Annotated in this window: 21 protein-coding genes; 11 read left to right on the top strand and 10 right to left on the bottom strand. The window is 68.7% G+C overall.

The genetic code is table 11. From position 1 onward, the window contains the following. Positions 1–104 precede the first annotated feature (104 nt). The 8 genes from ACSFA5_RS07145 (at position 105) to ACSFA5_RS07110 (ending at position 9,817) form a co-directional block, all read left to right on the top strand. A complete protein-coding gene (locus ACSFA5_RS07145) occupies positions 105–1,274 on the top strand; it encodes an NAD(P)/FAD-dependent oxidoreductase (RefSeq protein ID WP_435443335.1) in 1,170 nt (389 codons plus the stop codon). Between the two features lie 35 nt (positions 1,275–1,309). Then, a complete protein-coding gene (locus tag ACSFA5_RS07140; protein WP_435443334.1) occupies positions 1,310–2,761 on the top strand; it encodes a M81 family metallopeptidase in 1,452 nt (483 codons plus the stop codon). A gap of 46 nt (positions 2,762–2,807) precedes the next feature. Next, positions 2,808–4,403 (top strand): ABC transporter substrate-binding protein, encoded by a 1,596-nt coding sequence (locus tag ACSFA5_RS07135; RefSeq protein WP_435443333.1) that lies wholly within the window; start codon positions 2,808–2,810, stop codon positions 4,401–4,403. Between the two features lie 66 nt (positions 4,404–4,469). Beyond that, positions 4,470–5,405 carry an ABC transporter permease gene (locus ACSFA5_RS07130; protein ID WP_435443332.1) on the top strand — a complete coding sequence of 312 codons (936 nt, stop codon included), beginning with the start codon at positions 4,470–4,472 and terminating at the stop codon, positions 5,403–5,405. 13 nt (positions 5,406–5,418) lie between these two features. Next, on the top strand, positions 5,419–6,318 hold the full coding sequence (locus ACSFA5_RS07125; protein WP_435443331.1) for an ABC transporter permease: 900 nt from the start codon (positions 5,419–5,421) through the stop codon (positions 6,316–6,318). Positions 6,319–6,325: 7 nt separating this feature from the next. Beyond that, positions 6,326–7,354, top strand: coding sequence for an ABC transporter ATP-binding protein (locus tag ACSFA5_RS07120; protein ID WP_435443330.1), 1,029 nt, complete (start codon positions 6,326–6,328; stop codon positions 7,352–7,354). Further along, positions 7,351–8,346 carry an ABC transporter ATP-binding protein gene (locus tag ACSFA5_RS07115; protein WP_435443329.1) on the top strand — a complete coding sequence of 332 codons (996 nt, stop codon included), beginning with the start codon at positions 7,351–7,353 and terminating at the stop codon, positions 8,344–8,346. Before ACSFA5_RS07120 ends, ACSFA5_RS07115 begins: the two co-directional genes overlap by 4 nt. Positions 8,347–8,359: 13 nt before the next feature. Continuing rightward, entirely contained in the window at positions 8,360–9,817 is a 1,458-nt protein-coding gene (locus ACSFA5_RS07110; protein WP_435443328.1) for an N-acyl-D-amino-acid deacylase family protein, read from the top strand. A gap of 6 nt (positions 9,818–9,823) precedes the next feature. Here the strand turns inward: ACSFA5_RS07110 and ACSFA5_RS07105 are convergent, their stop codons facing one another. The 4 genes from ACSFA5_RS07105 to ACSFA5_RS07090 all read right to left on the bottom strand — a co-directional run bounded on the left by ACSFA5_RS07105 (position 9,824) and on the right by ACSFA5_RS07090 (position 12,928). Beyond that, a complete protein-coding gene (locus ACSFA5_RS07105) occupies positions 9,824–10,039 on the bottom strand; it encodes a hypothetical protein (protein WP_435443327.1) in 216 nt (71 codons plus the stop codon). Positions 10,040–10,162: 123 nt separating this feature from the next. Beyond that, entirely contained in the window at positions 10,163–11,059 is an 897-nt protein-coding gene (locus ACSFA5_RS07100; RefSeq protein WP_435443326.1) for a ZIP family metal transporter, read from the bottom strand. Positions 11,060–11,166: 107 nt separating this feature from the next. Next, positions 11,167–12,063 carry a dienelactone hydrolase family protein gene (locus ACSFA5_RS07095; protein ID WP_435443325.1) on the bottom strand — a complete coding sequence of 299 codons (897 nt, stop codon included), beginning with the start codon at positions 12,061–12,063 and terminating at the stop codon, positions 11,167–11,169. A 121-nt stretch (positions 12,064–12,184) separates the two neighbouring features. Continuing rightward, complete coding sequence (locus ACSFA5_RS07090; protein ID WP_435443324.1) at positions 12,185–12,928, bottom strand: aspartate/glutamate racemase family protein; 744 nt, start codon at positions 12,926–12,928, stop codon at positions 12,185–12,187. Between the two features lie 226 nt (positions 12,929–13,154). Between ACSFA5_RS07090 and ACSFA5_RS07085 the strand changes: the two genes are divergently transcribed. Beyond that, a complete protein-coding gene (locus ACSFA5_RS07085; RefSeq protein WP_435443323.1) occupies positions 13,155–14,393 on the top strand; it encodes a D-amino acid dehydrogenase in 1,239 nt (412 codons plus the stop codon). Here the strand turns inward: ACSFA5_RS07085 and ACSFA5_RS07080 are convergent. The 6 genes from ACSFA5_RS07080 to polA form a co-directional block, all read right to left on the bottom strand. After that, positions 14,326–15,900: a PepSY domain-containing protein gene (locus ACSFA5_RS07080; protein WP_435443322.1), complete on the bottom strand. Its 1,575-nt coding sequence runs from the start codon at positions 15,898–15,900 to the stop codon at positions 14,326–14,328. The genes ACSFA5_RS07085 and ACSFA5_RS07080 overlap by 68 nt on opposite strands. Positions 15,901–15,916: 16 nt before the next feature. Beyond that, positions 15,917–18,085, bottom strand: a complete 2,169-nt coding sequence (locus ACSFA5_RS07075; RefSeq protein WP_435443321.1) for a TonB-dependent receptor — start codon at positions 18,083–18,085, stop codon at positions 15,917–15,919. Positions 18,086–18,200: 115 nt separating this feature from the next. Next, positions 18,201–18,557, bottom strand: coding sequence for a DUF2946 family protein (locus ACSFA5_RS07070; RefSeq protein ID WP_435443320.1), 357 nt, complete (start codon positions 18,555–18,557; stop codon positions 18,201–18,203). 146 nt (positions 18,558–18,703) lie between these two features. Then, a complete protein-coding gene (locus tag ACSFA5_RS07065; protein WP_435443319.1) occupies positions 18,704–19,603 on the bottom strand; it encodes a LysR family transcriptional regulator in 900 nt (299 codons plus the stop codon). Positions 19,604–19,616: 13 nt separating this feature from the next. Further along, a complete protein-coding gene (locus ACSFA5_RS07060) occupies positions 19,617–20,912 on the bottom strand; it encodes a M20/M25/M40 family metallo-hydrolase (RefSeq protein ID WP_435444072.1) in 1,296 nt (431 codons plus the stop codon). Between the two features lie 29 nt (positions 20,913–20,941). Next, positions 20,942–23,758 (bottom strand): DNA polymerase I, encoded by a 2,817-nt coding sequence (gene polA, locus ACSFA5_RS07055; protein WP_435443318.1) that lies wholly within the window; start codon positions 23,756–23,758, stop codon positions 20,942–20,944. A 97-nt stretch (positions 23,759–23,855) separates the two neighbouring features. Here polA and ACSFA5_RS07050 point away from each other — a divergent pair, with 97 nt between their 5' ends. Together ACSFA5_RS07050 and ACSFA5_RS07045 are read left to right on the top strand one after the other, a co-directional pair. Continuing rightward, positions 23,856–24,245 (top strand): hypothetical protein, encoded by a 390-nt coding sequence (locus ACSFA5_RS07050; RefSeq protein ID WP_435443317.1) that lies wholly within the window; start codon positions 23,856–23,858, stop codon positions 24,243–24,245. Between the two features lie 61 nt (positions 24,246–24,306). Then, the gene (locus ACSFA5_RS07045; protein WP_435443316.1) at positions 24,307–25,377 is read left to right on the top strand and encodes a homoserine kinase; all 1,071 of its coding nucleotides are present in this window, start codon (positions 24,307–24,309) and stop codon (positions 25,375–25,377) included.

Here is a 25,377-nt window from a genome sequence, read left to right as displayed (position 1 = left end):
AATTGCGTGAACGCAAATTTCACCGAGACGGTGCACCATGGTTTCCCCTTGGAGCCCCTTATTTAATTTGCGTATCCGCAAAATTGTTCCTACACTTTTCGCCGATGACTTCTACAACACCCACACCCATCGTGGCCGACTTCCTCGTGATCGGCGGCGGCATTGCCGGGGCTTCGGCGGCCCACTGGCTGGCACCGCATGCCCGCGTGATCCTGCTCGAGCGCGAGTCCCAACCCGGCTACCACTCCACCGGCCGCTCGGCCGCCCTGTTCATGGAAAGCTACGGCACGCAGCAGGTGCGCGCCCTCACCATGGCGAGCCGCGCCTTTCTCGAGCACCCGCCCGAAGGCTTCGCGGAACACCCGTTGCTCACGCCGCGCGGCGCCATGATGGTGGCGGGTGCCGACCACATGGCAGAGCTCGAAGCCCACTGGGAGGTGCTGCGCGCCATGGACACCGGCGCCTCGCGCCTGAGCGGCGAGCAGGCGCGCCAGATGGTGCCGGTGCTGCGTCCCGACCAGGTGCTGGGCGCGGTGTACGAACCCGACGCCGCCGACATGGACGTGCACGCCATCCACCAGGGCTACCTGCGCGGCATGCGCAAGGCCGGCGGCAAGCTGGTGTGCGATGCGGGCGTGACGGCCATCGAACGCGTGGGCGAACTCTGGCGCGTGACGGCCGGCGGCGCCGTGTACGAGGCGCCGGTGGTGCTCAACGCGGCAGGCGCCTGGGTCGACACCGTCGCGCGCATGGCGGGCGTGCCGCCGCTGGGCATCGAGCCGCGCCGCCGCTCGGCCTTCATCTTCGCGCCGCCCGAAGGCGACAGCGGCGCCAACGTGGCGCAATGGCCCATGGTGTTCGGCGCCGACGAGGGCTGGTACATCAAGCCCGACGCCGGCATGCTGCTCGGCTCGCCGGCCAACGCCGACCCGGTGGAGCCGCAGGACATCCAGCCCGAGGAGATGGACATCGCCATCGCGATGCACCGCATCGAAGAGGCCACCACGCTCACCATCCGCCGCCCCACGCGCACCTGGGCCGGCCTGCGCTCGTTCGTGCCCGACGGCGACCTGGTGGGCGGCTTCGAGCCCGGCGCGCCCGGCTTCTTCTGGGTGGCGGCGCAGGGCGGCTACGGCATCCAGACTTCGGCCGCCATGGGCGAGGCCTGCGCGGCGCTGGCACGCGGGCTGCCGCTGCCCGAGCGCATCGCCAGCTTCGGGCTCACGGCCGAGATGCTCGGCCCGCAGCGGCTGCGCGCGGCCACCGCCGTCTGATCCGTTCACCAGAACATCCTTCACGAGAGCCCCCCATGCGTGTCTTCAGTGCCTCCCTCGCCACCGAAACCAACACCTTCGGCCCGATGCCCACCGGCATCGCCTCCTTCAAGGACCGGGGCTACTTTCCTGCGGGCCAGCATCCCGATGCATTGACGCTCTATTCGGGCCCGCTGTGGGCCGCGCGCATCCGCGGCAAGGAAAAGGGCTGGACGCTGCTCGAAGGCATGGTCGCGGGCGCGCAGCCCAGCGGCATCACCACGCGCCACGCCTACGAAACGCTGCGCGACGAAATGCTGAACGACCTGCGCGCGGCGCTGCCGGTCGACATGGTGCTGCTCGGGCTGCACGGCGCGATGGTGGCCGACGGCTACGACGACTGCGAAGGCGACATGCTGGTGCGCGTGCGGCAGATCGTCGGGCCCGACGTCATCGTGGGTGCCGAGCTCGACCCGCACAACCACCTCACGCCCGCGATGGTCGCCAACGCGAACGTGATGGTCTCCTTCAAGGAGTACCCGCACACCGACGTGCTCGAACGCGGGCTGGAGCTGGTCGACATCTGCGCCGCGGCGGTCGAAGGCAAGGTCAGGCCCGTGGCCGCGATGGTCGACTGCGACATCATCGTCACCGTGCACACCTCGCGCGAGCCCGCGCGCAGCTTCGTGCAGCGCATGCAGGCGCTCGAAGGAAAAGACGGCGTGCTGTCGGTCTCGCTCACGCACGGCTTCTCGTGGGGCGACGTGCCCGAGATGGGCACCAAGGTGCTGGTGTACACCGACGGCGACCAGGCCAAGGCCGACGCGCTCGCGCGCCAGCTGGCCGACGAGGTCATCGCCATGCGCGACGGCCTCACGGTGAACTACCCGGGCATTGACGCCTCGCTCGACGAGGCACTGGCCTTCGACGGCGGCCCGGTGGTGCTGGCCGACGGTGCGGACAACCCGGGCGGCGGCGCGGCGAGCGACTCCACCTTCATCCTGCGCCGCATGCTGGAGCGCGGCATCGCCAACGCGGCGCTGGGGCCGATGTGGGACCCGATTGCGGTGCGCATCGCCTTCGACGCGGGCGTGGGCGCCAAGCTGCAGATGCGCATCGGCGGCAAGATCAGCCCGCTGTCGGGCGACCCGCTGGACCTGGCCTGCACCGTGAAGGCGCTGCAGCACGACCTGGTGATGACGGGCCTGTCGAACACTCCGACGGCCATGGGCGACTGCGCGCTGGTGGAGGTGGCGGGCATCGAGATCGTGCTGATCACGCGGCGCAACCAGGCCATGGGCACCGACCTGTTCACGCAGCTGGGTTGCGACCTGGCCGCGAAGAAGATCGTCGTCGTCAAGTCGTCGCAGCATTTCTATGCGTCTTACTCGAAGGTGGCGAAGCACGTGATCTACGCCGGCGCACCCGGCGCCGTGACGCTCGACCTCACCACCCTGCCCTACCGAAAAGCGCGCCTGCCCAAGTGGCCGATCGGCGTGGCGGCCTGATTTTTCTTCTGCTTTCTTTCGCCCCCACCCGACCGGAGAACCGACGATGAAACGACGAACGCTTGCCGCCCATGCCGCCATGGTTGCCCTGGCCTTTTCGGCTGCCTGTGCGGTGAGCCTCCCGGCGCTCGCGCAGACACCGCCCAAGACCCTGAAGGTGGTGGCGCATGCCGACCTGAAGATCCTGGACCCGACCTTCACCACGGCCTACATCTCGCGCAACTTCGGCTACATGGTGTACGACACCCTGTTCGCGCAGGACGCCGCCGGCAAGCCGCAGCCGCAGATGGTCGAGAAGTACAGCACCTCGAAGGACGGCAAGCAGTGGAGCTTCACGCTGCGCCCGGGCCTGAAGTTTTCCGACGGTGCCGCCGTGACCTCGGCCGACGCGGTGGCCTCGCTGCAACGCTGGGCCGCGCGCGACAGCCTGGGCCGCGCCATGACGGCGGTCGGCGCCGAGTGGAAGGCCACTGACGTACGCAGCTTCACGCTCACGCTGAACGAGCCCTTCGGCATGGTGCTCGACGCGCTGGCCAAGCCCTCTGGCTTTCCGCCTGTGATCTTGCCGGAGCGCATCGCCAGGCTGCCCGCCACCGCGCCGCTCACCGAGGTGCTGGGCTCGGGCCCCTTCATCTTCAAGCGCGACGAATGGGTGCCGGGCAACAAGGCGGTGTTCGTGCGCAACCCCAACTACGTGGCGCGCAGCGAGCCACCGAGCGGCCTGGCCGGCAGCAAGAAAACCACCTTCGACCGCGTCGAATGGCTCTACCTGCCCGACGCCAACAGCGCGGTGTCCGCGCTCAAGCGCGGCGAGGTCGACCTCATCGAGCAGCTGCCGCCCGACTACATCGCGCCGCTGCGCGCCGACACCGGCGTGAAGATCGGCGCGTTCGGCACCTACCAGGGCTTCCTGGTGATGAACCAGCTGCACCCGCCCTTCGACAACCCGAAGGTGCGCCAGGCGCTGCTGCAGGCCGTGAACCAGGAGCGCTTCGTGGCGGCCATGGGCTTTCCGCTGGACATGCGCATGGCCTACTGCGCCACCTACTTCATCTGCGGCAGCCCGAACGACACGGCCGCCGGCGCCGAGCCCTACCGCAAGGCCGACGTGGCCAAGGCCAAGCAGATGCTCGCGGCCTCCGGCTACAAGGGCGAGAAGGTGGTGCTGATGGTGCCCAGCGACGTGCCCTACCTGAACGCCGAGGCGCTGATGGCCGCGCAGACCATGAAGAGCATCGGCATGAACGTCGACGCGCAGAGCATGGACTGGGCCTCCATCGGCGCGCGCCGCGCCAAGCGCGACGCGGCGGACGCGGGCGGCTGGAACATGTACGTCACGGTGGGCGGCGAGTTCGATGCCAACTCGCCCATCGCCAACGCCTACCTGGGCGCGGCCTGCGGCAACACCCTGCCCGGCTGGCCCTGCGACAAGCCGCTGGACGAACTGCGCACCGCCTGGCTGAAAGAGACCGTGCCGGCCAAGCGAAAGGAGCTGCTCGACGCCTTCCAGCGCCGCGCCTACGAGGCCGTGCCGTACATCAACGCAGGCCAGTACTCGGCCGCGTTCGCCGCGCGCGCCAACCTCAAGGGGCTGGACAAGCTCTGGGCCGGCATGCCGACGGTCTGGATGCTCGACAAGTAGCCCGCCCCGCGTCGCTACAGCCAGCCAGCCAGAAGACCGCCAGCCACTCAGTTCAAGGGCACCGCCATGGGCTACATCCTTAGACGCTTTCTCTCGACGCTCCCAGTCATGGCGGTGGTGGCCGTGGTGGTGTTCCTGCTGATCCACCTGTCCCCGGGCGATCCGGCCGCGCTCATCGCGGGCGACCTCGCCACCACGGAAGACATCGAGAAGCTGCGCGCCGCGCTCGGGCTGAACCTGCCGCTGTGGCAGCAGTTCGGGCTGTGGGTCGGCAAGCTGTTCACGGGCGACCTGGGCACGTCCATCTTCACGCAGATGCCGGTCACGCAGCTGCTGGGGCAGCGGCTGGCGCCCACGGTGTCGATCGCCGCGCTCACCATGCTCATCACGCTGGTGGTGGCGGTGCCGCTGGGCACGCTGGCGGCCTACCGCGCGGGCAGCTGGATCGACCGGCTGGTGATGCTGTTCGCGGTGCTGGCCTTCTCGGTGCCGGTGTTCCTGGTGGGCTACCTGCTGGTCTACAGCTTCGCGGTGCAGCTGCCGTGGTTTCCGGTGCAGGGCTATGTGCACTTCGGCGAGAGCCCGTTCGAGTGGCTGCGCTCGCTGGTGCTGCCCTGCGTGAACCTGGCGCTGGTGTACATCGCGCTGGTGACGCGCATGACGCGCGCCACCGTGCTCGAGGTGCTGCACGAGGACTACATCCGCACGGCGCGCGCCAAGGGCCTGGGCGTGCTGGCGGTGCTGGGGCATGCGCTGCGCAACGCGGCCATTCCCATCGCCACCACCATCGGCGCGGGCATCGCGCTCCTTATCGGCGGCGTGGTCGTCACCGAGACGGTGTTCGCCATTCCGGGCGTGGGCCGGCTCGTGATCGACTCGGTGCAGCGCCACGACTACCCCGTGATCCAGAGCGTGCTGCTGCTGTCGGCGGGCGTGTACGTGCTGATCAACCTGCTGATCGACCTGAGCTACCGCCTGTTCGACCCGCGCATCAGCTACTGAAGAGCCCCACGCCATGTCCACGGTACTTCCCTTGAACACGCTCGACACACCCGACGCCCCGGCCGACGAAGCCCCTTTCGTGCCGCCGCGCTGGCGCTGGGTGCGCAAGCACCCGACGCTGATCGTCGGCGCGCTGCTGCTGATCGCGGTGGCCCTGCTGTCGCTGGCCGCGCCGTGGATCGCCACGCACGACCCGCAGGACATCGACCCGCTCGCGCGCATGCAGACGCCGTCGGCCGAGCACTGGTTCGGCACCGATGCGCTGGGCCGCGACGTGTTCAGCCGCGCGGTGTGGGGTGGGCGCGTGTCGATGATCGTGGGCGCCGCGGTGGCGGTGCTGGCCACCTTCGCAGGCGTCGCGCTCGGCCTGGTGTCGGGCTTCGTGCGCTGGGCGGACGGCCCGATCATGCGGGTGATGGACGGTCTCATGGCCATCCCGGGCATCCTGCTGGCCATCGCGCTGATGGCGGTGACGCGCGCCAGCCTGACGACAGTGATCGTCGCCATCACCGTGCCCGAGATTCCGCGCGTGGTGCGGCTGGTGCGCTCGCTGGCGCTCACCTTGCGCGAGCAGCTCTATGTGGAGGCGGCGCACGCGGTGGGCACGCGGCTGCCGATGATCTTGATTCGCCACGTGCTGCCGAACATCGTCGCGCCGCTGGTGGTGCAGGCCACCTTCGTGGCGGCCGCCGCGGTGCTGACCGAGGCCGCGCTGTCGTTCCTGGGCGTGGGCGTGCCCTCGCAGACGCCGAGCTGGGGAAACATGATGGCCGAGGGCCGCAACTTCGTGACGGTGGCGTTCCACATCATCCTGTACCCGGGGCTGCTGCTGGCCGCCACGGTGCTGGCCATCAACCTGCTGGGCGACGGGCTGCGCGATGCGCTCGACCCGCGCCTGGCGCGGCAACTGTGAGCGCGCCATGAAGCCCATGTCCCACATCGCACTGGCGCCCGGCGAGCCGCTGCTCGAAGTCGACAACCTGCGCACCCACTTCCACACGCTGGCGGGCGTGGTGCGCTCGGTCGACGGTGTCTCCTACACCGTTCGCGCGGGCCGCACGCTGGGCGTGGTCGGCGAGTCGGGCTGCGGCAAGAGCGTGACGGCGCTCTCCATCCTGCGGCTGGTGCCCACGCCGCCGGGCCGCCACATGGGCTCCGTGCGCCTGCGCGGCACCGACCTGATGCAGCTGAGCGAGCGCGAGATGCGCCAGATTCGCGGCAACCGCATCTCGATGATCTTCCAGGAGCCGATGACCTCGCTGAACCCGGTGCTCACGGTGGGCCGCCAGATTGCCGAGACGGTGCAGCTGCACCAGAAGGCCAGCCGCGCCGATGCGATGCGCCGCGCGGTCGAGATGCTGCGCGTGGTGCAGATCCCCGAGCCCGAGCGCCGCGTGAACGAGTACCCGCACCAGCTGTCGGGCGGCATGCGCCAGCGCGTGATGATCGCGCTGGCCCTGGCCTGCAACCCCGAGGTGCTGATCGCCGACGAGCCGACCACCGCGCTGGACGTGACCATCCAGGCGCAGATCCTGGACCTCATCAAGCGGCTGCAGCAGGAGCTGGGCATGGGCGTGGTGATGATCACGCACGACCTGGGCGTGGTGGCCGAGAGTTGCGACCGCGTGGTGGTGATGTACGCGGGCAAGAAGGTGGAAGAAGCCGACGTCATCGACCTGTTCGACCGCCCGCTGCACCCCTACACGCGCGCGCTGATGGCCTCGATGCCCGCGATGAACACCGCGAGCACGCGGCTCACCGAGATTCCGGGGCTGGTGCCGGCCGCGCACGAGCTGGGCCGCGGCTGCGCCTTCGCGGCGCGCTGCAGCCATGCGCGCGAACGCTGCCGCGCCGAGACGCCCAAGCTCACGCAGCAAGGCGGCGACCACGTGGTGGCCTGCTTCGCGGTCGAAGAACACTGGGCCGGTGCCGAGGAGATCGCCGCATGACGAGCGTTGCAACACCACTGCTGCAGGTGCGCCACCTGCGCAAGCACTACATCTCGCCCAAGCGCTGGCTGCGGCCGGCCAGGCCGGCGATTCAGGCGGTCGACGGCGTGTCGTTCTCGGTCGCGCGCGGCGAGACGCTGTCGCTGGTCGGCGAGTCGGGCTGCGGCAAGACGACCACGGCCAAGTCGGTGATGCGGCTGGTGGAGCCGACCTCGGGCTCGGTGGAGCTCGAAGGCAAGGAGCTGCTGACGCTGTCGGCCGAAGACATGCGCATGCGCCGGCGCGACCTGCAGATCATTTTCCAGGACCCGTATGCCTCGCTGAACCCGCGCCTGACGGCGGGCGACATCGTGGCGGAGCCGTTGAAGAACTTCGGCATGGGCGCGGCGGCCGAGCGGCGCGAGCGCGTGCAATGGCTGTTCTCGCGCGTCGGGCTGCGGCCCGAGGCTGCTGGCAAGTACCCGCACGAGTTCTCGGGCGGCCAGCGCCAGCGCCTGGGCATTGCGCGCGCGCTGGCGCTGAACCCGAAGCTCATCGTGTGCGACGAGCCGGTGTCCGCGCTCGACGTGTCGGTGCAGGCGCAGGTGGTGAACCTGTTGATGGACCTGCAGGCGGAGTTCGGCATCGCCTATCTTTTCGTGGCACACGACCTCGCGGTGGTGCGCCACATCAGCCACCGCGTGGCCGTGATGTACCTCGGGCACATCGTGGAGATAGCCGACCGCAACACGCTGTTCTCCGCGGCGCGGCATCCGTACACCGAGATCCTGCTGTCGGCCGTGCCGGTGCCGAACCCGCGCACGCCGGCGCGCCGCATGCTGCTGCAGGGCGATCCACCGAGCCCGGCCAATCCACCTTCGGGCTGCCGCTTTCACACACGCTGCCCGATGGCGCAGGCCGTGTGCAAGGAGCAGACACCCGCGCTGAGCGAACGTCCCTCGTCTTCCAGCGGCGGCAATGCCAGCCACTGGGTCGCTTGCCACTTCCGTTGAAAGCACCTCACCGATGACCGACAAGACTCCCCACTACGACCTGCTGATTCGCGGCGGCACCGTGATCGACGGCACCAAGGCGCCGCGCTTCGATGCGGACGTCGGCATCACCGCCGGCCGAATCGCCGCCATCGGAAAGCTCACGGGCCACACGGCCGAACAGACGATCGACGCCACCGGCCGCATCGTCGCGCCCGGCTTCATCGACTCGCACACGCACGACGACCAGGCCGTGCTGTCGCAGGCGCAGATGCCGTTCAAGGTGTCGCAGGGCGTGACCACCGTGGTGGCCGGCAACTGCGGCATCAGTGCCGCGCCGCTGCGCACGGACATGGACCTGCCCATGCCTTTGAGCCTGCTCGACTCACCCGCGGAAGGCCGCTTCACGACCTTCGCCGCCTACCTCGACGCGCTGCGCGCCACGCCTTCGTCGGTGAACGTGGCGGCCATGGTCGGCCACTCGACCCTGCGCGCCGTCGTCATGGCCGACCTCGACCGGCCCGCGAACGACACCGAGATCGCCGCCATGCAGGCGCTGGTCGAAGAGGCGATGCAGGCCGGCGCCATCGGGATGTCGACCGGCACCTTCTACCCGCCGGCCGTGAAAGCCACGACCGAGGAAATCATCGAAGTCGGCCGCCCCCTCACATCGCGCAAGGCGCTGTATGTGACGCACATGCGTGACGAAAGCGACCGCGTGATGGCGTCGCTCGAAGAAACCTTCCACATCGGCCGCGCGCTCGGCATTCCGGTGGTGGTGTCGCACCACAAGGTGCAGAACACGCAGAACTTCGGCAAGACCAAAGTCACGCTGCCCTTCATCAAGGAGGCCATGCAGCACCAGTGCATCGGGCTCGATTGCTACCCCTACACGGCCGGCTCCACCATGATCCGCACCGACCGCGGAATGATGGAGGGCCGGGTGCTCATCGCATCGAGCGTGCCGCACCCCGAATGCGCAGGGCGCGACCTGAAGGACATCGCCGCCGAATGGGGCGTGTCGGGCGAAGAGGCGGCCGTTCGACTGCAGCCCGGCAGCGCCATCTATTTCATGATGGACGAGGACGACGTGCAGCGCATCCTCGCGTTCGACGAAACCATGATCGGCTCCGACGGCATTCCGCTGGGCGACAAGCCGCACCCGCGTCTGTGGGGCACCTTTCCGCGCGTGCTGGGCCACTACAGCCGCGACGTCGGGCTGTTCCCGCTGGAGACGGCGGTGTGGAAGATGACGGGGCTCACGGCACGCAACTTCGGCCTGCACGCGCGCGGCACGCTGAAGCCGGGGCACCACGCGGACGTGGTGATCTTCAACGCCGCGACAGTGCGCGACACCGCGAACTACGAAACGCCCACGCAGCCTGCCGAAGGCATCGATGCGGTGATCGTGAATGGGGCGGTGACCTGGCGCGACGGTGCGCACAGCGGGGCGCGCAACGGGCAGGTCATCACGCGGCGCGAGGCCGACTGAGCGGAATCAATCCGGGGCGTTGATGACGCGGTCGAACTCTTCGTCGGCCGGCACGTTGTCGGCATCGAGCTCGCTCGCATCCGTCAGGTCGATGCCGGTTTCCTCCGACAGGTCGTCGGAGCCCTCGTCCTCGGGCTCTTCGAAATCATCGACGGGCGTGTTGTCTTCTTCGTCGTCCTCGGACGATGCGGCGGCGCGCGCGGTGGCGTCGATGTTGTTCATGATCGGTTCCTCGGCTGATGGCTGACAGGCCCCCAATGGTGCGCCTGTTTCAGCGGTTGCGGCTCATCCGGCACGCAGCGTCGGTGTCGGAAAGTTTCCCGCCTCGGGGCGGGTTTTCGCGTGTCAGTCCTTGTGCACGTGGCCGTGCTCGCCGTGGCCCGGGTCGTCGTGGCCATGTTCGTGCCCGTGCTCGCCGTGCGCAAGGCGGCTCACTGCCGTGACGAGCACGATGCCCGCGACCAGCCACAGGATCTGCGCGGCGGTCTGGCGCGCCGGCAGGCGCTTTTGCAGCTGCGGAATCAGGTCGGCCAGCGCCACGTACACGAAGCTGCTGCCGGCCAGCACCAGGAAGTAAGGCAGCCAGCTGTGCAGCTGGTCGACCAGCCACCAGCCCACGATACCGCCCAGCGCGGTCATGGTGCCGGCGAGCGACACCTTCACGAGCGCGGCGCGCTGGTCGGTCGAGCTCTGGCGCAGCACGACGAGGTCGCCGATGTGGTGCGGTATTTCGTGCGCCAGCACCGCGAGCGCGGCCACCAGGCCCAGGCGCATGTCGGCGGTGAAGGCCGAGGCGATCAGGATGCCGTCGCCGAAGCAGTGCACGCTGTCGCCGGTGAGCACGGCCCAGCCGCCGGTGCGGGGGCCCTGGTCGGGCGCGTGGGAATGCGCTTGGCCGGCGTGGTGGTCATGGCCGTGCCCTTCGTTCCCGCTCTTGTCGTCGCCGTGGTGGTGCTCATGCCCGTGGTGCCACAGCTCGGCCTTGTCGAGCAAAAAGAAGAACACCAGCCCGAACAGCAGCACCCCGAACAGCAGAGCGGGTTCGATGCGGCTTTCGAAGGCCTCGGGCAACAGGTGCATGAAGGCGGTGGCCAGCAGCGCGCCGGCCGCCAGGCTGAGCAGGTGCTGCGGGTTCACGCCGCCGGAGCCGTTGCGCACGCCCACCTTCAACAAGAGGGCCGCGAGCCAGACGCTGCCGATGCCGGAGACCAGGGTCGCCGCGATGATGACTATCAAATTCATAGCTGCTTGCGCAAGAGGGACGGCCGATGTGACCGTGATCCGTTCATAAAAAGAGAAAAGGCCGTCATTCGACGGCCTTCGGCGGGGGTGGCTACAGGGCGCCGGGTTCAGGCGACGCCATTGGCTTTGAACCAGGCCGTGGCGCGTTGCCAGCCGTCGTCCGCCGCGCTCTTGATGTAGCTGGGGCGGTAGTCGGCATGGAACGCGTGGCCTGCTTCGGGGTACACGACGAAGCTCGATGCCTTGGCCGCCGGAGTCCCATTGGCCAGAGCAGCTTTCATCTTATCAACCGTGTCAAGGGGGATGCCCTGGTCTTTTCCGCCGTACAAACCGAGCACCGGCGCCTGCAGGCCGGCGGCCACGTCGATCGGGTGTTTCGGCGTCAGTTCGCTGGCCTGGCCGACCAGCCGGCCATACCAGGCCACGCCGGCCTTGACCTTGCCGGTGGCCGCATAGAGCCAGGTGATGCGCCCGCCCCAGCAGAAACCGGTGATGCCGGCCTTGCCGATGTCGCCGCCGTTGGCCTTGGCATAGGCCAGCGCGCCGTCCAGGTCGGCCAGCACCTGCGCGTCGGGCACCTTGCTGACGATGTCGGCCTGCAGCTTCGGGATGTCGGTGTAGCCGCGCGGGTCGCCCTGTCGCGCGTACAGCTCGGGGGCGATGGCCAGGTAGCCGAGTTGGGCGAAGCGGCGGCAGGTGTCGGCGATGTACTCGTGCACGCCGAAGATTTCCTGGACCACCAGGACGACGGGCAGGCCGGTCTTGCCGGCGGGCGCCGCCGCATACGCGGGCACCTCGAAGCCATTGACGGTGTACTTGATGGGGCCTGCCTTCAGGCCCTCTGCCGAGGTGGCGACGGCGGTCTGCGCCACCACCGGCATGACGGCGGCGGCATAGCCCACGCCGATGGCGGCCTTCAGCGCGGTGCGGCGCGTGGCGCCCTGCGCGGTGCTCTCGCCGGGGCGAAGCGAATCGAAGTCGGAACGGCGGTCGTCGAGGGACATTGAAGAGGCTCCATTTGGATCGGCGAAAAAGACACGAGGGGCGTGGCGCTGAAAAACGCACGCCGCAATGTAGGCCAAATTCGCCGGCGGCTCGATGTCCCGAAATTCGGTGGGGTCGGCGTCAACCCCGGGAGCCGTACGCGCGGCGTGCCAGCGCGGCCGCCAGCACCTGCGCCGGATCGACCAGGTCGAGCCCGGCCACGGCGGCCGAGCCCTGCAGGCCCAGCGGCACCTCGGTGCAGCCCATGATGATCGTCACGGGCCCATGGCGTTCGGCCAGCCGCAGCGCCACGTCGGAAAAGCACTGCGCGGCCAGCGGCATGTTGCCGGCCTTCACGCCTTCGAAGATGCCGCGCGTGATGATGCGGCGCTCGTCGGCCGACGGAATGTGGCAGCCCAGCCCGGCCTCGGCGAGCGCCTGCTCGTAGAGACGCACGCGGTAGGTGCCTTCGGTGGCCATCAGCGCCACGTCGCCCGCGCCCTGCCCGGCCAGTTGGCGCGCGGTTTCGCGCGCCATGTGCAGCAGTTCGACCTGCGGAAAGCGCTCCTGCAGGCTGGCGTGCCAGGCATGCGCGGTGTTGCACGCAATGGCCACCGCCCGGCTGCCCAGCGCGGCCAGGCGGCCCAGCGCCTGCAGCATCGGCTCCAGCGGCTGGTGCGCGCCCTGCGCGGTGGAGGCCAGCGCGTCGGTCCGGTCGGGCACGGGCACCTGCGCCAGCCAGTGCTCTGGAAAGGACTGGTCGCGCACCGGCTCGCCGCGCGCGCGCATCTGCTGCGCGCAGGCCTGCACGAAGAGCCGGACGAAGTCGGCGCCCGCCGCGGGGCCCATGCCGCCCAAGATACCCACTACGTTTGTCGGAGCCATCGTTCTTTCTGTTTCAGGAATACCGCGGAAGCGGCTTTGCCCAGGTCGACGGCACGGTCGGATCGAGCACCGGGCCAGTGTAGGGAGGCACACCGCAAAGCGACAATTCCAATTGAAGCCCGGCCCATACCCAAAAGTCATGGGCTGGCGTTCTTTTGGCATTTCCGCGCGGCGCGGCGCGAACCTACAGTCACGGCTGTCGTCTCAAACTCCGGAAAGTCGCTCCATGCATGTGTGTGTGCTCGGTGCCGGCATCGTGGGCCTGGCCACCGCCTGGCAGCTCGAACGCCAGGGCCATCAGGTCACCGTGATCGACCGCGCCACGCCCGGCGCGGGCGCCAGCGGCGGCAACGGCGCGCAGCTCAGTTATTCGTACGTGCAGCCGCTGGCCGACCCGTCCATCTGGAAGCAGCTGCCCAGGCTGCTGCTCTCGCCCACCTCGCCGCTCAAGCTGCGCCCGCAGCTCGATCCGCTGCAGTGGCGCTGGGGCATGGCGTTTCTCGCGGCATGCAACGCCGGGACTTCGCGCGACACCACGGCCCAATTGCTCATGCTGGCCGCATCGAGCCGCACGGAATTCGAGGCGATGCGCGCCGACATCGCGCCCGACTGCGACTTCTCCGCCACCGGCAAGCTGGTGCTGTATGCCAGCGCGGCTTCGCTCGAAGGGGCGCGCGCGCAGCTCGACCTGCAGCGCGCCATGGGCAGCGCGCAGCGGCTGGTGACGCCGGACGAATGCATCGCCATCGAGCCCGCGCTGGCGAGCTACGGCGCGCAGATGGCCGGCGCGGTGTACACGCCCAGCGAATGCGCGGCCGATTGCCTCAAGGTGTGCACCGAGCTGATGCAGGCCCTGAGCGCGCGCGGCGTGCGCTTCATGCTGGGCACCGACGTGCACGGCTTCGCGCGCAGCGGGAACCGCATCGCGGCGGTGCGCACCGGCAAGGGCGGCATGGAGAGCGACGTGAAGGCCGACGCCTTCGTCATGGCGCTGGGGTCGGCCTCGCACAAGCTCGGGCGCGCGCTGGGCGCCTACCTGCCCGTGTACCCGCTCAAGGGCTACAGCATCACGGTGGAGGTCGACCCGGCGCCGGGCGCCGCACCGCGCGTGAACGTGACGGACAGCGCGCGCAAGGTGGTGTTCGCACGCATCGGCTCGCGCCTGCGGGTGGCGGGCATGGCGGAGCTGGTGGGGCATGACGTGCGCATTCCGGCCGCGCGCATCGAGACGCTGGCGGCCGCGACGCGTGCGGTGTTCCCGCAGGCGAGCCACCTCGAGGAACTGCATCCCTGGACGGGCATGCGGCCGGCCACGCCGAAGGGCCTGCCGATCATCGGGCGGCTGCCGAGCGCGCCGTCGAACATGCTGTTCAACACGGGGCATGGCGCGCTGGGCTTCACGCTGGCCTTCGGCTCGGCGAGGCAGATCGCACTGGCGCTGGCGCCTTCCACATCGACGTCCTGAGCTTGCGGCCGAGGCGCCGCCAGCCGATCACCATGCCGGTGAGGCTCAGCGCCGCGCCGCCGAGGCTTGTGGCGACGAGCAGCACGTCCCACAGCGGGCGGTGATTCAGCAGCGGCAGCCAATCCCAGCTATGCAGCATCGCGAACAGCCAGCGGCTCAGGCGCCGCCTGCTGTCGGAGCGCCCGAGCACGGCGCCGGTCTGCGGATCGATGTGCACCCAGGTCGCTTGGGCATCGCCGAACACCACGCGCCAGATGGGCAGGGGCTTGTCGGTGCCGCCGGTCATGGTGTGCGACTCGCGCGTGTAGTAGTGGCTGTCGTGGGCGGTCAGCACGTCGATGCGCTGCACCGCGTCGGGCAGCAGGCGCGCGACGGCCGTTCGCAATGCGTCGGGGTCGAACTGGTACTGCTGCGCGCTGACGGCATCACGCACCATCGGACGGCCGCTGGCTGTGCTGCCAAGCACCAGCGTCTGTCCTGCCGCGCGCACCCAGCGCAGCTCGCGCACGTCACTGCCGGTGGCGGCCAGCAAGGTCGCGGGCGCCGCGTCTTGCGCGCAGACGGTGAGCGGCCCGCCATTCATCGCCTCGATGCGCAGGGCCGACGCGCCGCTGTCGAATACGCGCCATGGGTTCATCGACATCAGGCCGCTGAAGATCCACGTCAGCGTGACCAGTGCGAACAGCAGTCCGGTGATGTGATGCCAGCGCATCATGAAACCCTGGTACGGCGAACGCGAGCCGCTCTTGTAGGTGCGCCCGAAGCGCCAGCGACTCACGCCCACCACGGTGCCGGTCAGCGCAACGGCGATGCCGATGATCGAGAGCCAATTGACAATGTCCGCCCAGTAGCGGTCGAGCCCGGTGCCGCGCAGCGGGTACAACCAGTGAATCCAGGCCCCGGCATAGTTCCAGAGCCGCTCGGCGCGCGGTGCATCGCGCACCACCTCGCCGGTCTTGCCCGACACGTAGAGCCGGGTGGCGTCGGCATCCGCCAGCTCGACCACATGCAGCGGACGGTGCGCATCGAGCCCGCGCGAATGGGTGAAGGCGTCTTCGCCGATCGTGCCTCGGTAGTCGAGCGGCACGCCGGCGCCGGCGTAGGCCTGCGCGCTGGCGAGCACGCGGGCGCGATCGACCTCGCTCAGCACGGTGCCTGTCACGGCATCGACAACGATCACGCCGCTGCCCGGCGACGGCCGTCGCTTGCCGGGCGGGGCTTCACGCAGCGGCGTCGCAAGGTACACCGCGTGCCCGCCGCTGGCGGCAGCCAGCCGCAATTCCTGCAGCGGCCCTGAGATGCCGGCCGCATCGAGCGCCTGCCACGGCGCCAGAAGCGGTGCCGAAACGTCGAGCCGTGGCAGGTGCTGCAGCCGCTCGGCCTCGGTGAGCTTGGGGTAGCCCACGTACATCATCACCACACCCGAGACGAACCACATCGCGAAGAAGGCGCAGACGACCACGCCCAGCCAGCGATGGGTCAGGAACAACCAGCGTTTGGCATGCACGGCACATCTCCCCGGGCTAGAAGGTCACGCGCAGCGACACATCGGCCGTGCGCGGCGCGCCGAGATAGGCGAAGGTGCTGCCGACATTCGCCGCGTAGACGCGGTCGGTGGCATTGCGGATGCGGCCCACCACCGTGACGGAGCGGTTCACCTTCCAGCTCAGCCCCAGGTCGAGCAGCGTGTAGCCCGGCCAGTCGATGGTGTTGGCCGCGTCGGCATACACCTTGCCCACATGGCGCACGCCCACGGTGGCCTGCAGGCGCGGCGTGAACGCATACGACATCCAGAGGTTGGCCACCACGGCCGGCGTGTTGGTCGGCGTGCGGCCGGCGAGCGACACGCCCGCCTGCGTGAATCGCTCGTAGCGCGCATCCACGTACGTGAGGTTGCCCTGCAGCGACCACTGCGGCGTGGGCTGCAACCCGAGCGCCAGTTCCACGCCTTTCGACGACTGCTCCCCCACCAGCACGGTGAGCGCGCTGTTGTTCGGGTCTTGCGTCGCGATGTTCTTGCGGCGGATGCTGTAGGCCGCCAACGTGGCCGTGCCCTTGCCCTGCCAGAAGTCGAGCTTGCTGCCGACCTCCACCTGCCGGCCGGTGGTCAGCTCGCTGTTGTTGCGCACATCGGCGAACGAGGCGGTGGAGAGCACGCCCGAAGGCGGGTCGGCCGCCGTTGCGTACTGCGCATACAGGTTGGCGCCGGGCGCGAAGTCCCACACCAGGCCGATGCGGCCCGTCGTCGGCTTGTAGCCGCGATAGAAGGTGGCGGGGTTCGACGCATCCACCGTGCGCCGGTTGACGAGATCGAGGTCGATGCGCTCGTGACGCAGCGCCGACACGAGGTGCAGCGACGGCATCAGCGCCGTGCGGTTTTCAAGATAGAGCGCGGCGGTCGTGACCTTGTTGTTCCTGTCGGGTCGAAAGCCCGGCGTCATGCCCGGCACCGCGAAGAACTGCTCCGTGGCAAACACATAAGGATTGACGGTGCTCACCGTGCCCGAGAGGCTGTTGGGAAAGCGCGTCTGCCGGTTCACGCTGTAGTCCAGGCCGAAAGACCAGTCGCTCTTCAGGCCGGCAAGCCGCCCCTTGTAGATGCCCTCGACGCGGTTGCCCCACACGTCCTGGTCGTGGCGCTGCAGCAAGGCGCTGGAGCGGACGACCGCCGTGTTGGCCGGGTTGTAGCGATAGCTCTCGACATTGCGGTAGTCGCGCAGCGCGTCGTAGGCATAGAAGGTGTTCTTGAACTGCAGCGCATCGCTCACCTGCCATTCGGTGACCGAGCGCAGCCATTGCACGCGCTGCGCGTAGAGGCCATCGCTGCTGTTGTAATTCTTGAAGCGGATGCCGCGATCGATGCGCATCGTGCCGGCCACCGGGTTGAGCACGGGCGTGCCCCAATAAGGGCGGTCGACGTTTTCGTCCTGGTATTCGTAGGCCAGTGTGTGCTTCAGCCCGCCGCCCAGGTCCGAGAGCAGCGAGGCAGCCAGTTGCGTCGACTTGTTCTTCGTACCGTCGGTCCAGCCGTTGGCATCGCGGTGGTTCACGTCGATGCGCACGTAGTGGCTGCCCGCGCCGCCATCGCCCGCGATGCGACGGTTCAGTCCGAACGAGGCTTCCTTCAGGTTCTGCGTGCCCAGCCGCAGTTGCGCTTCCGCGAAGTCGCTGCGCTCGGCCGTCTTGGTGATGTAGTTGATCGAGCCGCCCAGCGCGCCCGAGCCGAACAGGAAACTCGACGGCCCGCCGATGGCCTCGACGCGATCGTAGATCCAACTGTCCACCGGCCGCGCCGCAATCGCGTATTGCACATTGATGCCATTGAAGAGCTGGCTGATCGAGCCACTGCCGAAACCCCGGTAGCTCACGCCGATGTTGCCCGGTGCATCGTGCGCGGTCACGCCCGGAATGGCACGCAAGATTTCTTGCGTGTTCTGTGCACCGCGCGCGTCGATCACCGAGCGATTCACCACCGTGACGGATGCCGGCGTCTCGCGCGGCGTGAGGCCCAGCCGGCTGGCGGTGTCCGAAGGGGTGTCGAGGTCGAGCCGGCCGTTGGCGCTGGGCGCGTCGTCGGCCACTTCGATCTGCGGCAACGAGTGCGCAACCGCCTGTTGGGCGTGAGCAGGCGCGCAGGCGGCGCCGAACAAGGCGAAGAGCCCCAGTGTGGGGGCAGAAGGAATACGGGGCATGGAATCTCTCTTGCAGCGGCGCGTGCGAAAAGGAATAGGCAGCGCCAGCCGCGGAACGACCGAAAACCCACCGCGCAGCCGTTTCAGGCCACGTGAGGTGGAAGAAGAACGGGGTTCAGGAAAGCGTGGGTGGCCCGCGCGCCGGCAGCGGCGAGGCCGTGGCTGCCGCGATGCGGGCAGCGGGAATCGATTGAAGCGCACGGCCCAGCGGCAGTGGTGTGGGCAGCGTCACCTGCGCTGCCGAGGGCGGCGGTCCCGAGAGCATGCACAACGGGCAGTCCATCGCGGCAACGCCCATCTCGGTCGGACCATCGTCGCCCTGCACGATGACCTTGATGGAACCGCTGGCGGAACACACCAGTTCCATCGACTGCGGGCTCACAAGGGGCGATGCACCCGCGACGAGCACCGAGGCCATGAACCACGCCAGCACCAGACGGTGCAACAGGCGGAGGGTTCGTGGGAAGTGCATGGCCGCGAATTATGGCGCGCTCCAACGAACGGCATGGAAGGTATCCGGCTTCATTCCAGAAATACCGCGGAACCGGCTTTGCCGGGCCGCTGGTATTGCCCCCTGCAAGGGGGTTGGAGGCCACACGAAGTGGGCAAGCCTGGGGGTTAGCTTTGTTCTATCGCTTCGCGCATGCACCGCGTGATGCCGCGCACCGCCACCGAATCGGGCTTGGCGGCAAAGCGCAGCGCGCGGATCGGCACCGGAATGTGCGGCTCCAGCGTGAGCACGTCGACCTTCTCGTGGTCCGCCGAGCGCGCCGTGCAGCCGTCGACCAGCGCCACGCCGATGCCGTGGTGCGCCATGGCCAGCGCGGCGTGGTAGGTCTGCACCGTCACCACCGCCTGCTGGAAACCCACGCCCGCCTGCCGGCAGGCCTGGCTCAGGCTGGTGCCCACGGGGTCGCGGCTGTCCAGGCCGATCACCGGCCGGTTGATCAGGTCGTGCAGGGCGACCGAGCCGTTGCGCACCAGCGCGCGCGGCAGCAGGCCCTTGGGCGCGATGCACACCATGCGGCTGTCGGCCAGCGTCTCCTGCGTGAGCGAGGGATGCACGGCCGGGCTGAACGCGAAACCCACGTCGGCCTCCTGCAGCAGCAGCGCCGACATGATCTGCGGCGAGTGCAGCGACTCGACCGTGATCTTGTAGCCCGGATGCTTCTCGCGAAAGGCCTTCAGCGCGCGCGGCAGGATGTCGTAGCTCAGCGCCAGCACGCTGAGGATGCGCAGCTCGCCGGTGTCGCCCGCGGTGCGCAGGTTGGCCGCGAGCCGCTGCACCTCGTCGAGCTGCGCGAACAGCCGCTCGATGTGCGGGTACAGCGTGAGCGCCTCGGTGGTCGGCGTGAGCCGGCCCTTGGCGCGCTGGAACAGCGGAAAGCCCAGCTGCAGCTCGGCGTGCTGCAGCGTGCGGCTCACAGCCGGCTGCGTGATGTTGATGAGCCGCGCCGCCGCGCTCACGCTGCCCGTGAGCATGATCGCGTTGAAGACCTCGATGTGGCGCAGGCGCATCGTGTGCAGTCGGTCAGTGGCCGGTCTTGCCTTGCGCAATGTCCATGATCAGGCGCGTGCCCAAATACAGGCGCGGCTCGATGGAATCGACCAGCACGTATTCGGCATCGGCCGAGTGCGCGCCGAAGCCCTGCAGGCCGAAGCGCTCGATGACGGGCGCCTTGGTCTTCAGCGCCGCGAAGGCCGCGTCGGTGCCGCCGCCGGCGGCCTTGTCGTCGGCGCCCAGCGGCAGGCCGAGTTCGTCCTTGTAGATCTGCTGCGCATGGCGGGCCATGGCGCGCGAGGCGTCGGTGGCTTCCAGCGGCGGACGGCGGCGCTCGAACTTGAGCTCGACCTTGGCCTCGGGAATCAGCTGCTTCTTCACGCGCTCGTTCACCTGCTGCTCGATGCGGTCGTAGTCGCTGACCTTGAGCACGCGCACGTCGGCACCGGCGGTGGCGCTGGCCGGAATCACGTTGCGGTTGCTGCCCGATTTGGAGATGGTCCAGTTCATCTTCAGGCCCGTGGCCGGGTCGGACAGGTCGCGCATCTGCAGGATCTGGTGCGACAGCTCGTACAGCGCGTTCACGCCCAGCTCGGGCGCGGAGCCCGCGTGTGAGGCCTTGCCTGCGACGTGCAGCGTGACCGAGGCGATGCCCGCGGTGGCCAGCGAGAGCTTGTCGTCCTTCACGTAGGCGCCCTCGAAGGACATGACCGCGTCGTGCTCCGCGCCCATGCGCGTGATGAGGGCACGCGCGCCGGGCGAACTGATTTCCTCGTCGCCGTTGATCAGCACGGTGAGCGTGCCGTAGTCCTTGAACTTCATGGCCTGCAGCATCGACACGATGTGCGTGATGACGGCAATGCCCTGCTTGTCGTCGGCAATGCCCAGGCCGTAGGCCTTGTCGCCCTCGATGCGGAACGGCTGCTTGTTCAGCATGCCCACGGTGTAGACCGTGTCCATGTGTGCGATGAGCAAGATCTTCTTCTTGCCCGTGCCCTTGAAGGTGGCGCGCACCACGCGGCCGATTTTCTCGGGCGTGTCTTCCATGCGGTAGGCCTCGGCGCTCGGGTCGATCAGCTCGACCTCCCCGCCCAGCGCCTTGAACCTGGCGGCGATGAGGTCGGAGATCTTCTCGAGCCCGTCGAGGTCGCGGCTGCCCGATTCGATGGAGACCAGCTCCTTCAGCGTGTCGAGCAGCGCGGGCTTCTCCTTGGCGGCGAGCGCGGCGATGCGGGCGTCGGGGGCGGCGAAGGCGTTGCCCACAAAGGCGGCGCAAACAGCGGCACAGGAGGCGGCGAGCAGGAACTGGCGGTGCGGAAGTTTCATGGGCATGTGTGTGTTTCGTTGTCTCTTCTTCAGTGCGCCTTGTCCCAGTTGGGACCGACACCGATCTCGGCCAGCAGCGGCACCTTCAGCGCGGCCACGCCGGCCATGAGACGGGGGATTTCGGTGCGCACCCATTCGACCTCTGCCTCGGGCACTTCGAACACCAGTTCGTCGTGCACCTGCATGATCATCCGGGTGCCGCGCCTCTCTTCGTCAAGCACGTTCTGTACCTTGACCATGCTCAGCTTGATCAGGTCGGCCGCGGTGCCCTGCATGGGCGCGTTGATGGCCGCGCGCTCGGCGCCGCCGCGGCGCGGGCCGTTGGGCGAGTTGATCTCGGGCAGGTACAGGCGACGGCCGAACACCGTTTCCACATAGCCCTGCTCCTTGGCCAGCGCCTTGGTCTCGTCCATGTAGGCCTTCACGCCTGGGTAGCGCGCGAAGTAGCGCTCGATGTACGAGGCCGCGGCCTTGGTCTCGATGCCCAGGTTGCGCGCCAGGCCGAAGCTGCTCATGCCGTAGATCAAGCCGAAGTTGATGACCTTGGCGTAGCGGCGCTGCTCGCTGGACACCTGCTCGGGCGTGCTGCCGAACACCTCGGCGGCTGTGGCGCGGTGCACGTCGATGCCTTCGGTGAAGGCGCGCAGCAGCGACGCGTCGCCGCTGATGTGCGCCATGATGCGCAGCTCGATCTGCGAGTAGTCGGCGCTGGCGATCACGCTGCCCGCCGGCGCCACGAAGGCCTCGCGCACGCGGCGGCCTTCGGGCGTGCGGATCGGGATGTTCTGCAGGTTGGGGTCGTTGCTGCTGAGGCGGCCGGTGACGGCCACGGCCTGCGCGTAGTGCGTGTGCACGCGCCCGCTGCGCGGGTTGGCAAGCTGGCCGAGCTTGTCGGTGTAGGTGCCCTTGAGCTTCGACAGGCCGCGATGCTCCAGGATCTTCGCGGGCAGCGGATAGTCCTCGGCCAGCTTCTCGAGCACCTCTTCGTCGGTGCTGGGCGCGCCGCTCGGCGTTTTCTTGACCACCGGCAGGCCCAGCTTGGTGAAGAAGATCTCGGCGATCTGCTTGGGCGACCCCAGGTTGAAGGGCTGGCCCGCGATGTCGTAGGCCTCCTGCTCCAGCGCCATGATGCGCGTGCCGAGTTCGTGGCTTTGCGCGGCCAGCGTGGGTGCGTCGATCAGCACGCCGTTGCGCTCGATGCGGTAGAGCGCTTCGCTCGAATCCATCTCGAGCCGGTACACGAAAAGCAGCTTCTCGTCCTTCTCCAGCTGGGGCCACAGCGTGTTGTGCACGTCCAGCGTCTGGTCGCTGTCCTCGCACGAGTATTCGGCTGCCTTGGCGATGTCGACCTGGCTGAACGAGATCTGGTGCACGCCCTTGCCGCACAGGTCTTCGTACGAGATGCCGCTGCGGCCCAGGTGGCGCTCGGCCAGGCTGGACAGGCCGTGCGGCTTGTGCACTTCGAGCACGTAGCTCTGCAGCATGGTGTCGTGCGCGTAGCCCTGCACCTCGATGCCGTGGTTGGCGAACACGTGGCGGTCGTACTTGATGTGCTGGCCGAGCTTTTTCTTCTCGCCGTTTTCCAGCCACGGCTTGAGCCGGGCCAGCACCTCGTCGATGGGCAGCTGCGCGGGCGCGTCGGGGTAGTTGTGCGCGAGCGGAATGTAGGCCGCCTCGCCCGGCGTGACGCTGAAGCTCACGCCGACGATCTGCGCGACCATTTCGTCGAGCGACGTGGTCTCGGTGTCGACGGCGGCGAGTTCGGCGGCTTCGAGCCTGGCGAGCCAGGCGTCGAATTGCGCCCAGGTGGTGATGGTGTCGTACTTGAGGTTGCTCGCGGGGGCGGCGGCTTCCAGCGCGTCGAGCTCGGAAGGTTCGTCGAACAGGCCGCTCTGGTCGCTGTTGCCCTTCGAGGCCGACTTCTTCTTCAGGTTTTCCTCGATGAGCTCGGGCGGCACTTCTTGCGCCTCGAGCCCCTTCACGAGGCTCTTGAAGCCGAACTTCTCGTAGAAGGGCTTCAGCTCGGCGGTCTGCGGCGCGCTCACGGGCAGCGCGTCGAGCGACGGCAGGCCGGTGACGTGGCCTTCGAGATCGCAGTCGGTGCGAATGGTGACCAGGCGCCTGCTCAGCGGCAGTTTGTCGAGGGCCTGGCGCAGGTTCTCGCCGGCGGCGCCCTTCACCTCGGCGGCGCGTTCGACCAGGGCGTCGAGCGAGCCGTATTCGAGCAGCCACTTGGCCGCCGTCTTCGGTCCGACCTTGGGCACGCCGGGCACGTTGTCGACCGTGTCGCCCACCAGCGTCTGGTAGTCGACCATCAGCGTAGGCGGCACGCCGAACTCGGCCGTCACGCCGGCCACGTCGCGCCGCTTGCCGTTCATGGTGTCGATGATGGTGATGTGTTCGTCCACCAGCTGGCTCAGGTCCTTGTCGCCGCTGGACACGATCACTTCGACGCCCTGCGCGGCGGCGATCTTGGCCAGCGTGCCGATGACGTCGTCGGCCTCCACGTCGGGCACGGTGAGCACCGGCCAGCCGAGCAGCCTCACCACTTCGTGGATGGGGTCGATCTGGCTGCGCAGGTCGTCGGGCATCGGCGAGCGGTTGGCCTTGTACTCGGGGTACCAGTCGTCGCGGAAGGTCTTGCCGGGGGCGTCGAAGATGCAGGCCGCGTAGTCGGCGCGCACCTCGCGGCGCAGCGCGGTCATCATGTTGATCATTCCGCGGATGGCGCCGGTCGCCGGGCTCTTGGGGTCGCCGGGCACGGCCCGCAGGTCGGGCATGGCGTGGAAGGCGCGATAGAGATAGCTCGAGCCATCGACGAGCAGCAGCGTTTTCTTGTCGGTCATCGGGGCATTTTGCCGTGCGCGAAGCAGCATCCAGAACCACGACGGCGCAAGGTGGCAACCGACGTGCCGAAACCGGGGGCGCGCCTACAATCAGAAGATGCCTAGCTCCACACTCCTGGTCGCCCGCCGCATCCTGCTGGCGCTGGCTTTCATAGCCCCCCTTGCCGCGGTGACCGCCGTGCACGCGCAGCAGCCCGCGCCGGCTGCGGCATCCGCCTCGGCCACCCCGGCCCAGCCGCTACCAAATCAGGAGCAGGGCAACCCCGACGGCCGACGCAACCAGAAGGTGGAGAACCTGCACACCGAAGACAGCGGCGCCTCGGTCGACGAGGTTCGCTACGGTGGCCGCACGCAGAGCATCAACGTCAAGCCCAAGTCGAACGTTCCGGGCTACGAGGTGCTGCCGGCCGACCAGGCCACGGGCCGCCAGGGCTCGTCGGAAACGGGCGCCAACGGACCGCGCGTGTGGAACGTGATGAAGTTCTGATGGCCGTGCGTTCTTCCGCTTTCGTCTTCTCCCCCGCCGCAACGCCGCGCTGAGTACCCCCATGGCAGTCTTTACCGAAGTCGGTTTCGGCGAGGCAGACGCGCTCGTCCAACGCCTGGGCCTGGGCCCGCTGCGCGAACTGCGCGGCATCGAGGGCGGCATCGAAAACACCAACTATTTCGCGACCACCGAGTCCGGCGAGTTCGTGCTGACGCTGTTCGAGCGACTGAGCGCCGAGCAGCTGCCCTACTACCTTTGCCTAATGAAGCACCTGGCCAGCGCCGGCCTGCCGGTGCCTGCCCCCGTGGCCGGCCCGCCTGCCGTCGAGAAGGGCAAAAAGGGGCAGATGGCACTGCCTTCCGCCGCGTCCTCCGATGCCGACTGCGACCTGCTCCACACGGTGGCCGGCAAGCCTGCGGCGGTGGTGCTGAAGCTCACGGGCCGCAGCGAGCTCGCCCCCGGCGCCGCGCACTGCGCCGAGCTGGGCGCCATGCTGGCGCGCATGCACCTGGCCGGGCGCGACTACCCCCGCAGCCAGCCCAACCTGCGCGGCCTGCCCTGGTGGAACGAGACGGTGCCCGTGGTGCTGCCGTACATCGCCGAATCGCAAGCCGCCCTGCTGCGCGCCGAGCTGGCCTACCAGAACCACGTGGCCGAGTCTTCGGCCTACGCGGCCCTGCCGCGCGGCCCGGTGCATGCCGACCTGTTCCGCGACAACGTGATGTTCGCGACCGGCGCCCACGCCGATGCAGATGCCGCGCCCCGCCTGACCGGCGTGTTCGACTTCTACTTCGCCGGCACCGACACCTGGCTGTTCGACCTGGCCGTGTGCCTGAACGACTGGGCCATCGACCTGCCGAGCGGCCGGCACGACGCCGAACGTGCCGACGCCTTGCTGTCCGCCTACGAAACCGTGCGCCCGCTGAATGCTGCCGAGCGCGCCCTGCTGCCCGCGATGCTGCGCGCCGCGGCGCTGCGCTTTTGGATCTCCCGCCTGTGGGACTTCCACCTGCCGCGCGAGGCGAGCATGCTCACGCCCCACGACCCCACGCACTTCGAACGCGTGCTGCGCGACCGCGCGTCCCACCCGCATGCCATGGCCCAGGCGCTGGCGCCCGCCCTGGCTGCCTGA

The sequence above is a fragment of the Variovorax monticola genome (assembly GCF_051216855.1).
GTDB lineage: Bacteria > Pseudomonadota > Gammaproteobacteria > Burkholderiales > Burkholderiaceae_C > Variovorax.
The sequence above is the reverse complement of the archived record's forward strand: the minus strand, read 5'-3'. Positions and strand labels throughout refer to the sequence as shown.

Excerpts from the sequence above, each read along its gene's own strand:
- ACSFA5_RS07145 (WP_435443335.1), top strand. The coding sequence starts at position 105 with ATGACTTCTACAACACCCACACCCATCGTGGCCGACTTCCTCGTGATC.
- ACSFA5_RS07140 (WP_435443334.1), top strand. The coding sequence starts at position 1,310 with ATGCGTGTCTTCAGTGCCTCCCTCGCCACCGAAACCAACACCTTCGGC.
- ACSFA5_RS07135 (WP_435443333.1), top strand. The coding sequence starts at position 2,808 with ATGAAACGACGAACGCTTGCCGCCCATGCCGCCATGGTTGCCCTGGCC.
- ACSFA5_RS07130 (WP_435443332.1), top strand. The coding sequence starts at position 4,470 with ATGGGCTACATCCTTAGACGCTTTCTCTCGACGCTCCCAGTCATGGCG.
- ACSFA5_RS07125 (WP_435443331.1), top strand. The coding sequence starts at position 5,419 with ATGTCCACGGTACTTCCCTTGAACACGCTCGACACACCCGACGCCCCG.
- ACSFA5_RS07120 (WP_435443330.1), top strand. The coding sequence starts at position 6,326 with ATGAAGCCCATGTCCCACATCGCACTGGCGCCCGGCGAGCCGCTGCTC.
- ACSFA5_RS07115 (WP_435443329.1), top strand. The coding sequence starts at position 7,351 with ATGACGAGCGTTGCAACACCACTGCTGCAGGTGCGCCACCTGCGCAAG.
- ACSFA5_RS07110 (WP_435443328.1), top strand. The coding sequence starts at position 8,360 with ATGACCGACAAGACTCCCCACTACGACCTGCTGATTCGCGGCGGCACC.
- ACSFA5_RS07105 (WP_435443327.1), bottom strand. The coding sequence starts at position 10,039 with ATGAACAACATCGACGCCACCGCGCGCGCCGCCGCATCGTCCGAGGAC.
- ACSFA5_RS07100 (WP_435443326.1), bottom strand. The coding sequence starts at position 11,059 with ATGAATTTGATAGTCATCATCGCGGCGACCCTGGTCTCCGGCATCGGC.
- ACSFA5_RS07095 (WP_435443325.1), bottom strand. The coding sequence starts at position 12,063 with ATGTCCCTCGACGACCGCCGTTCCGACTTCGATTCGCTTCGCCCCGGC.
- ACSFA5_RS07090 (WP_435443324.1), bottom strand. The coding sequence starts at position 12,928 with ATGGCTCCGACAAACGTAGTGGGTATCTTGGGCGGCATGGGCCCCGCG.
- ACSFA5_RS07085 (WP_435443323.1), top strand. The coding sequence starts at position 13,155 with ATGCATGTGTGTGTGCTCGGTGCCGGCATCGTGGGCCTGGCCACCGCC.
- ACSFA5_RS07075 (WP_435443321.1), bottom strand. The coding sequence starts at position 18,085 with ATGCCCCGTATTCCTTCTGCCCCCACACTGGGGCTCTTCGCCTTGTTC.
- ACSFA5_RS07070 (WP_435443320.1), bottom strand. The coding sequence starts at position 18,557 with ATGCACTTCCCACGAACCCTCCGCCTGTTGCACCGTCTGGTGCTGGCG.
- ACSFA5_RS07065 (WP_435443319.1), bottom strand. The coding sequence starts at position 19,603 with ATGCGCCTGCGCCACATCGAGGTCTTCAACGCGATCATGCTCACGGGC.
- ACSFA5_RS07060 (WP_435444072.1), bottom strand. The coding sequence starts at position 20,912 with ATGAAACTTCCGCACCGCCAGTTCCTGCTCGCCGCCTCCTGTGCCGCT.
- polA (WP_435443318.1), bottom strand. The coding sequence starts at position 23,758 with ATGACCGACAAGAAAACGCTGCTGCTCGTCGATGGCTCGAGCTATCTC.
- ACSFA5_RS07050 (WP_435443317.1), top strand. The coding sequence starts at position 23,856 with ATGCCTAGCTCCACACTCCTGGTCGCCCGCCGCATCCTGCTGGCGCTG.
- ACSFA5_RS07045 (WP_435443316.1), top strand. The coding sequence starts at position 24,307 with ATGGCAGTCTTTACCGAAGTCGGTTTCGGCGAGGCAGACGCGCTCGTC.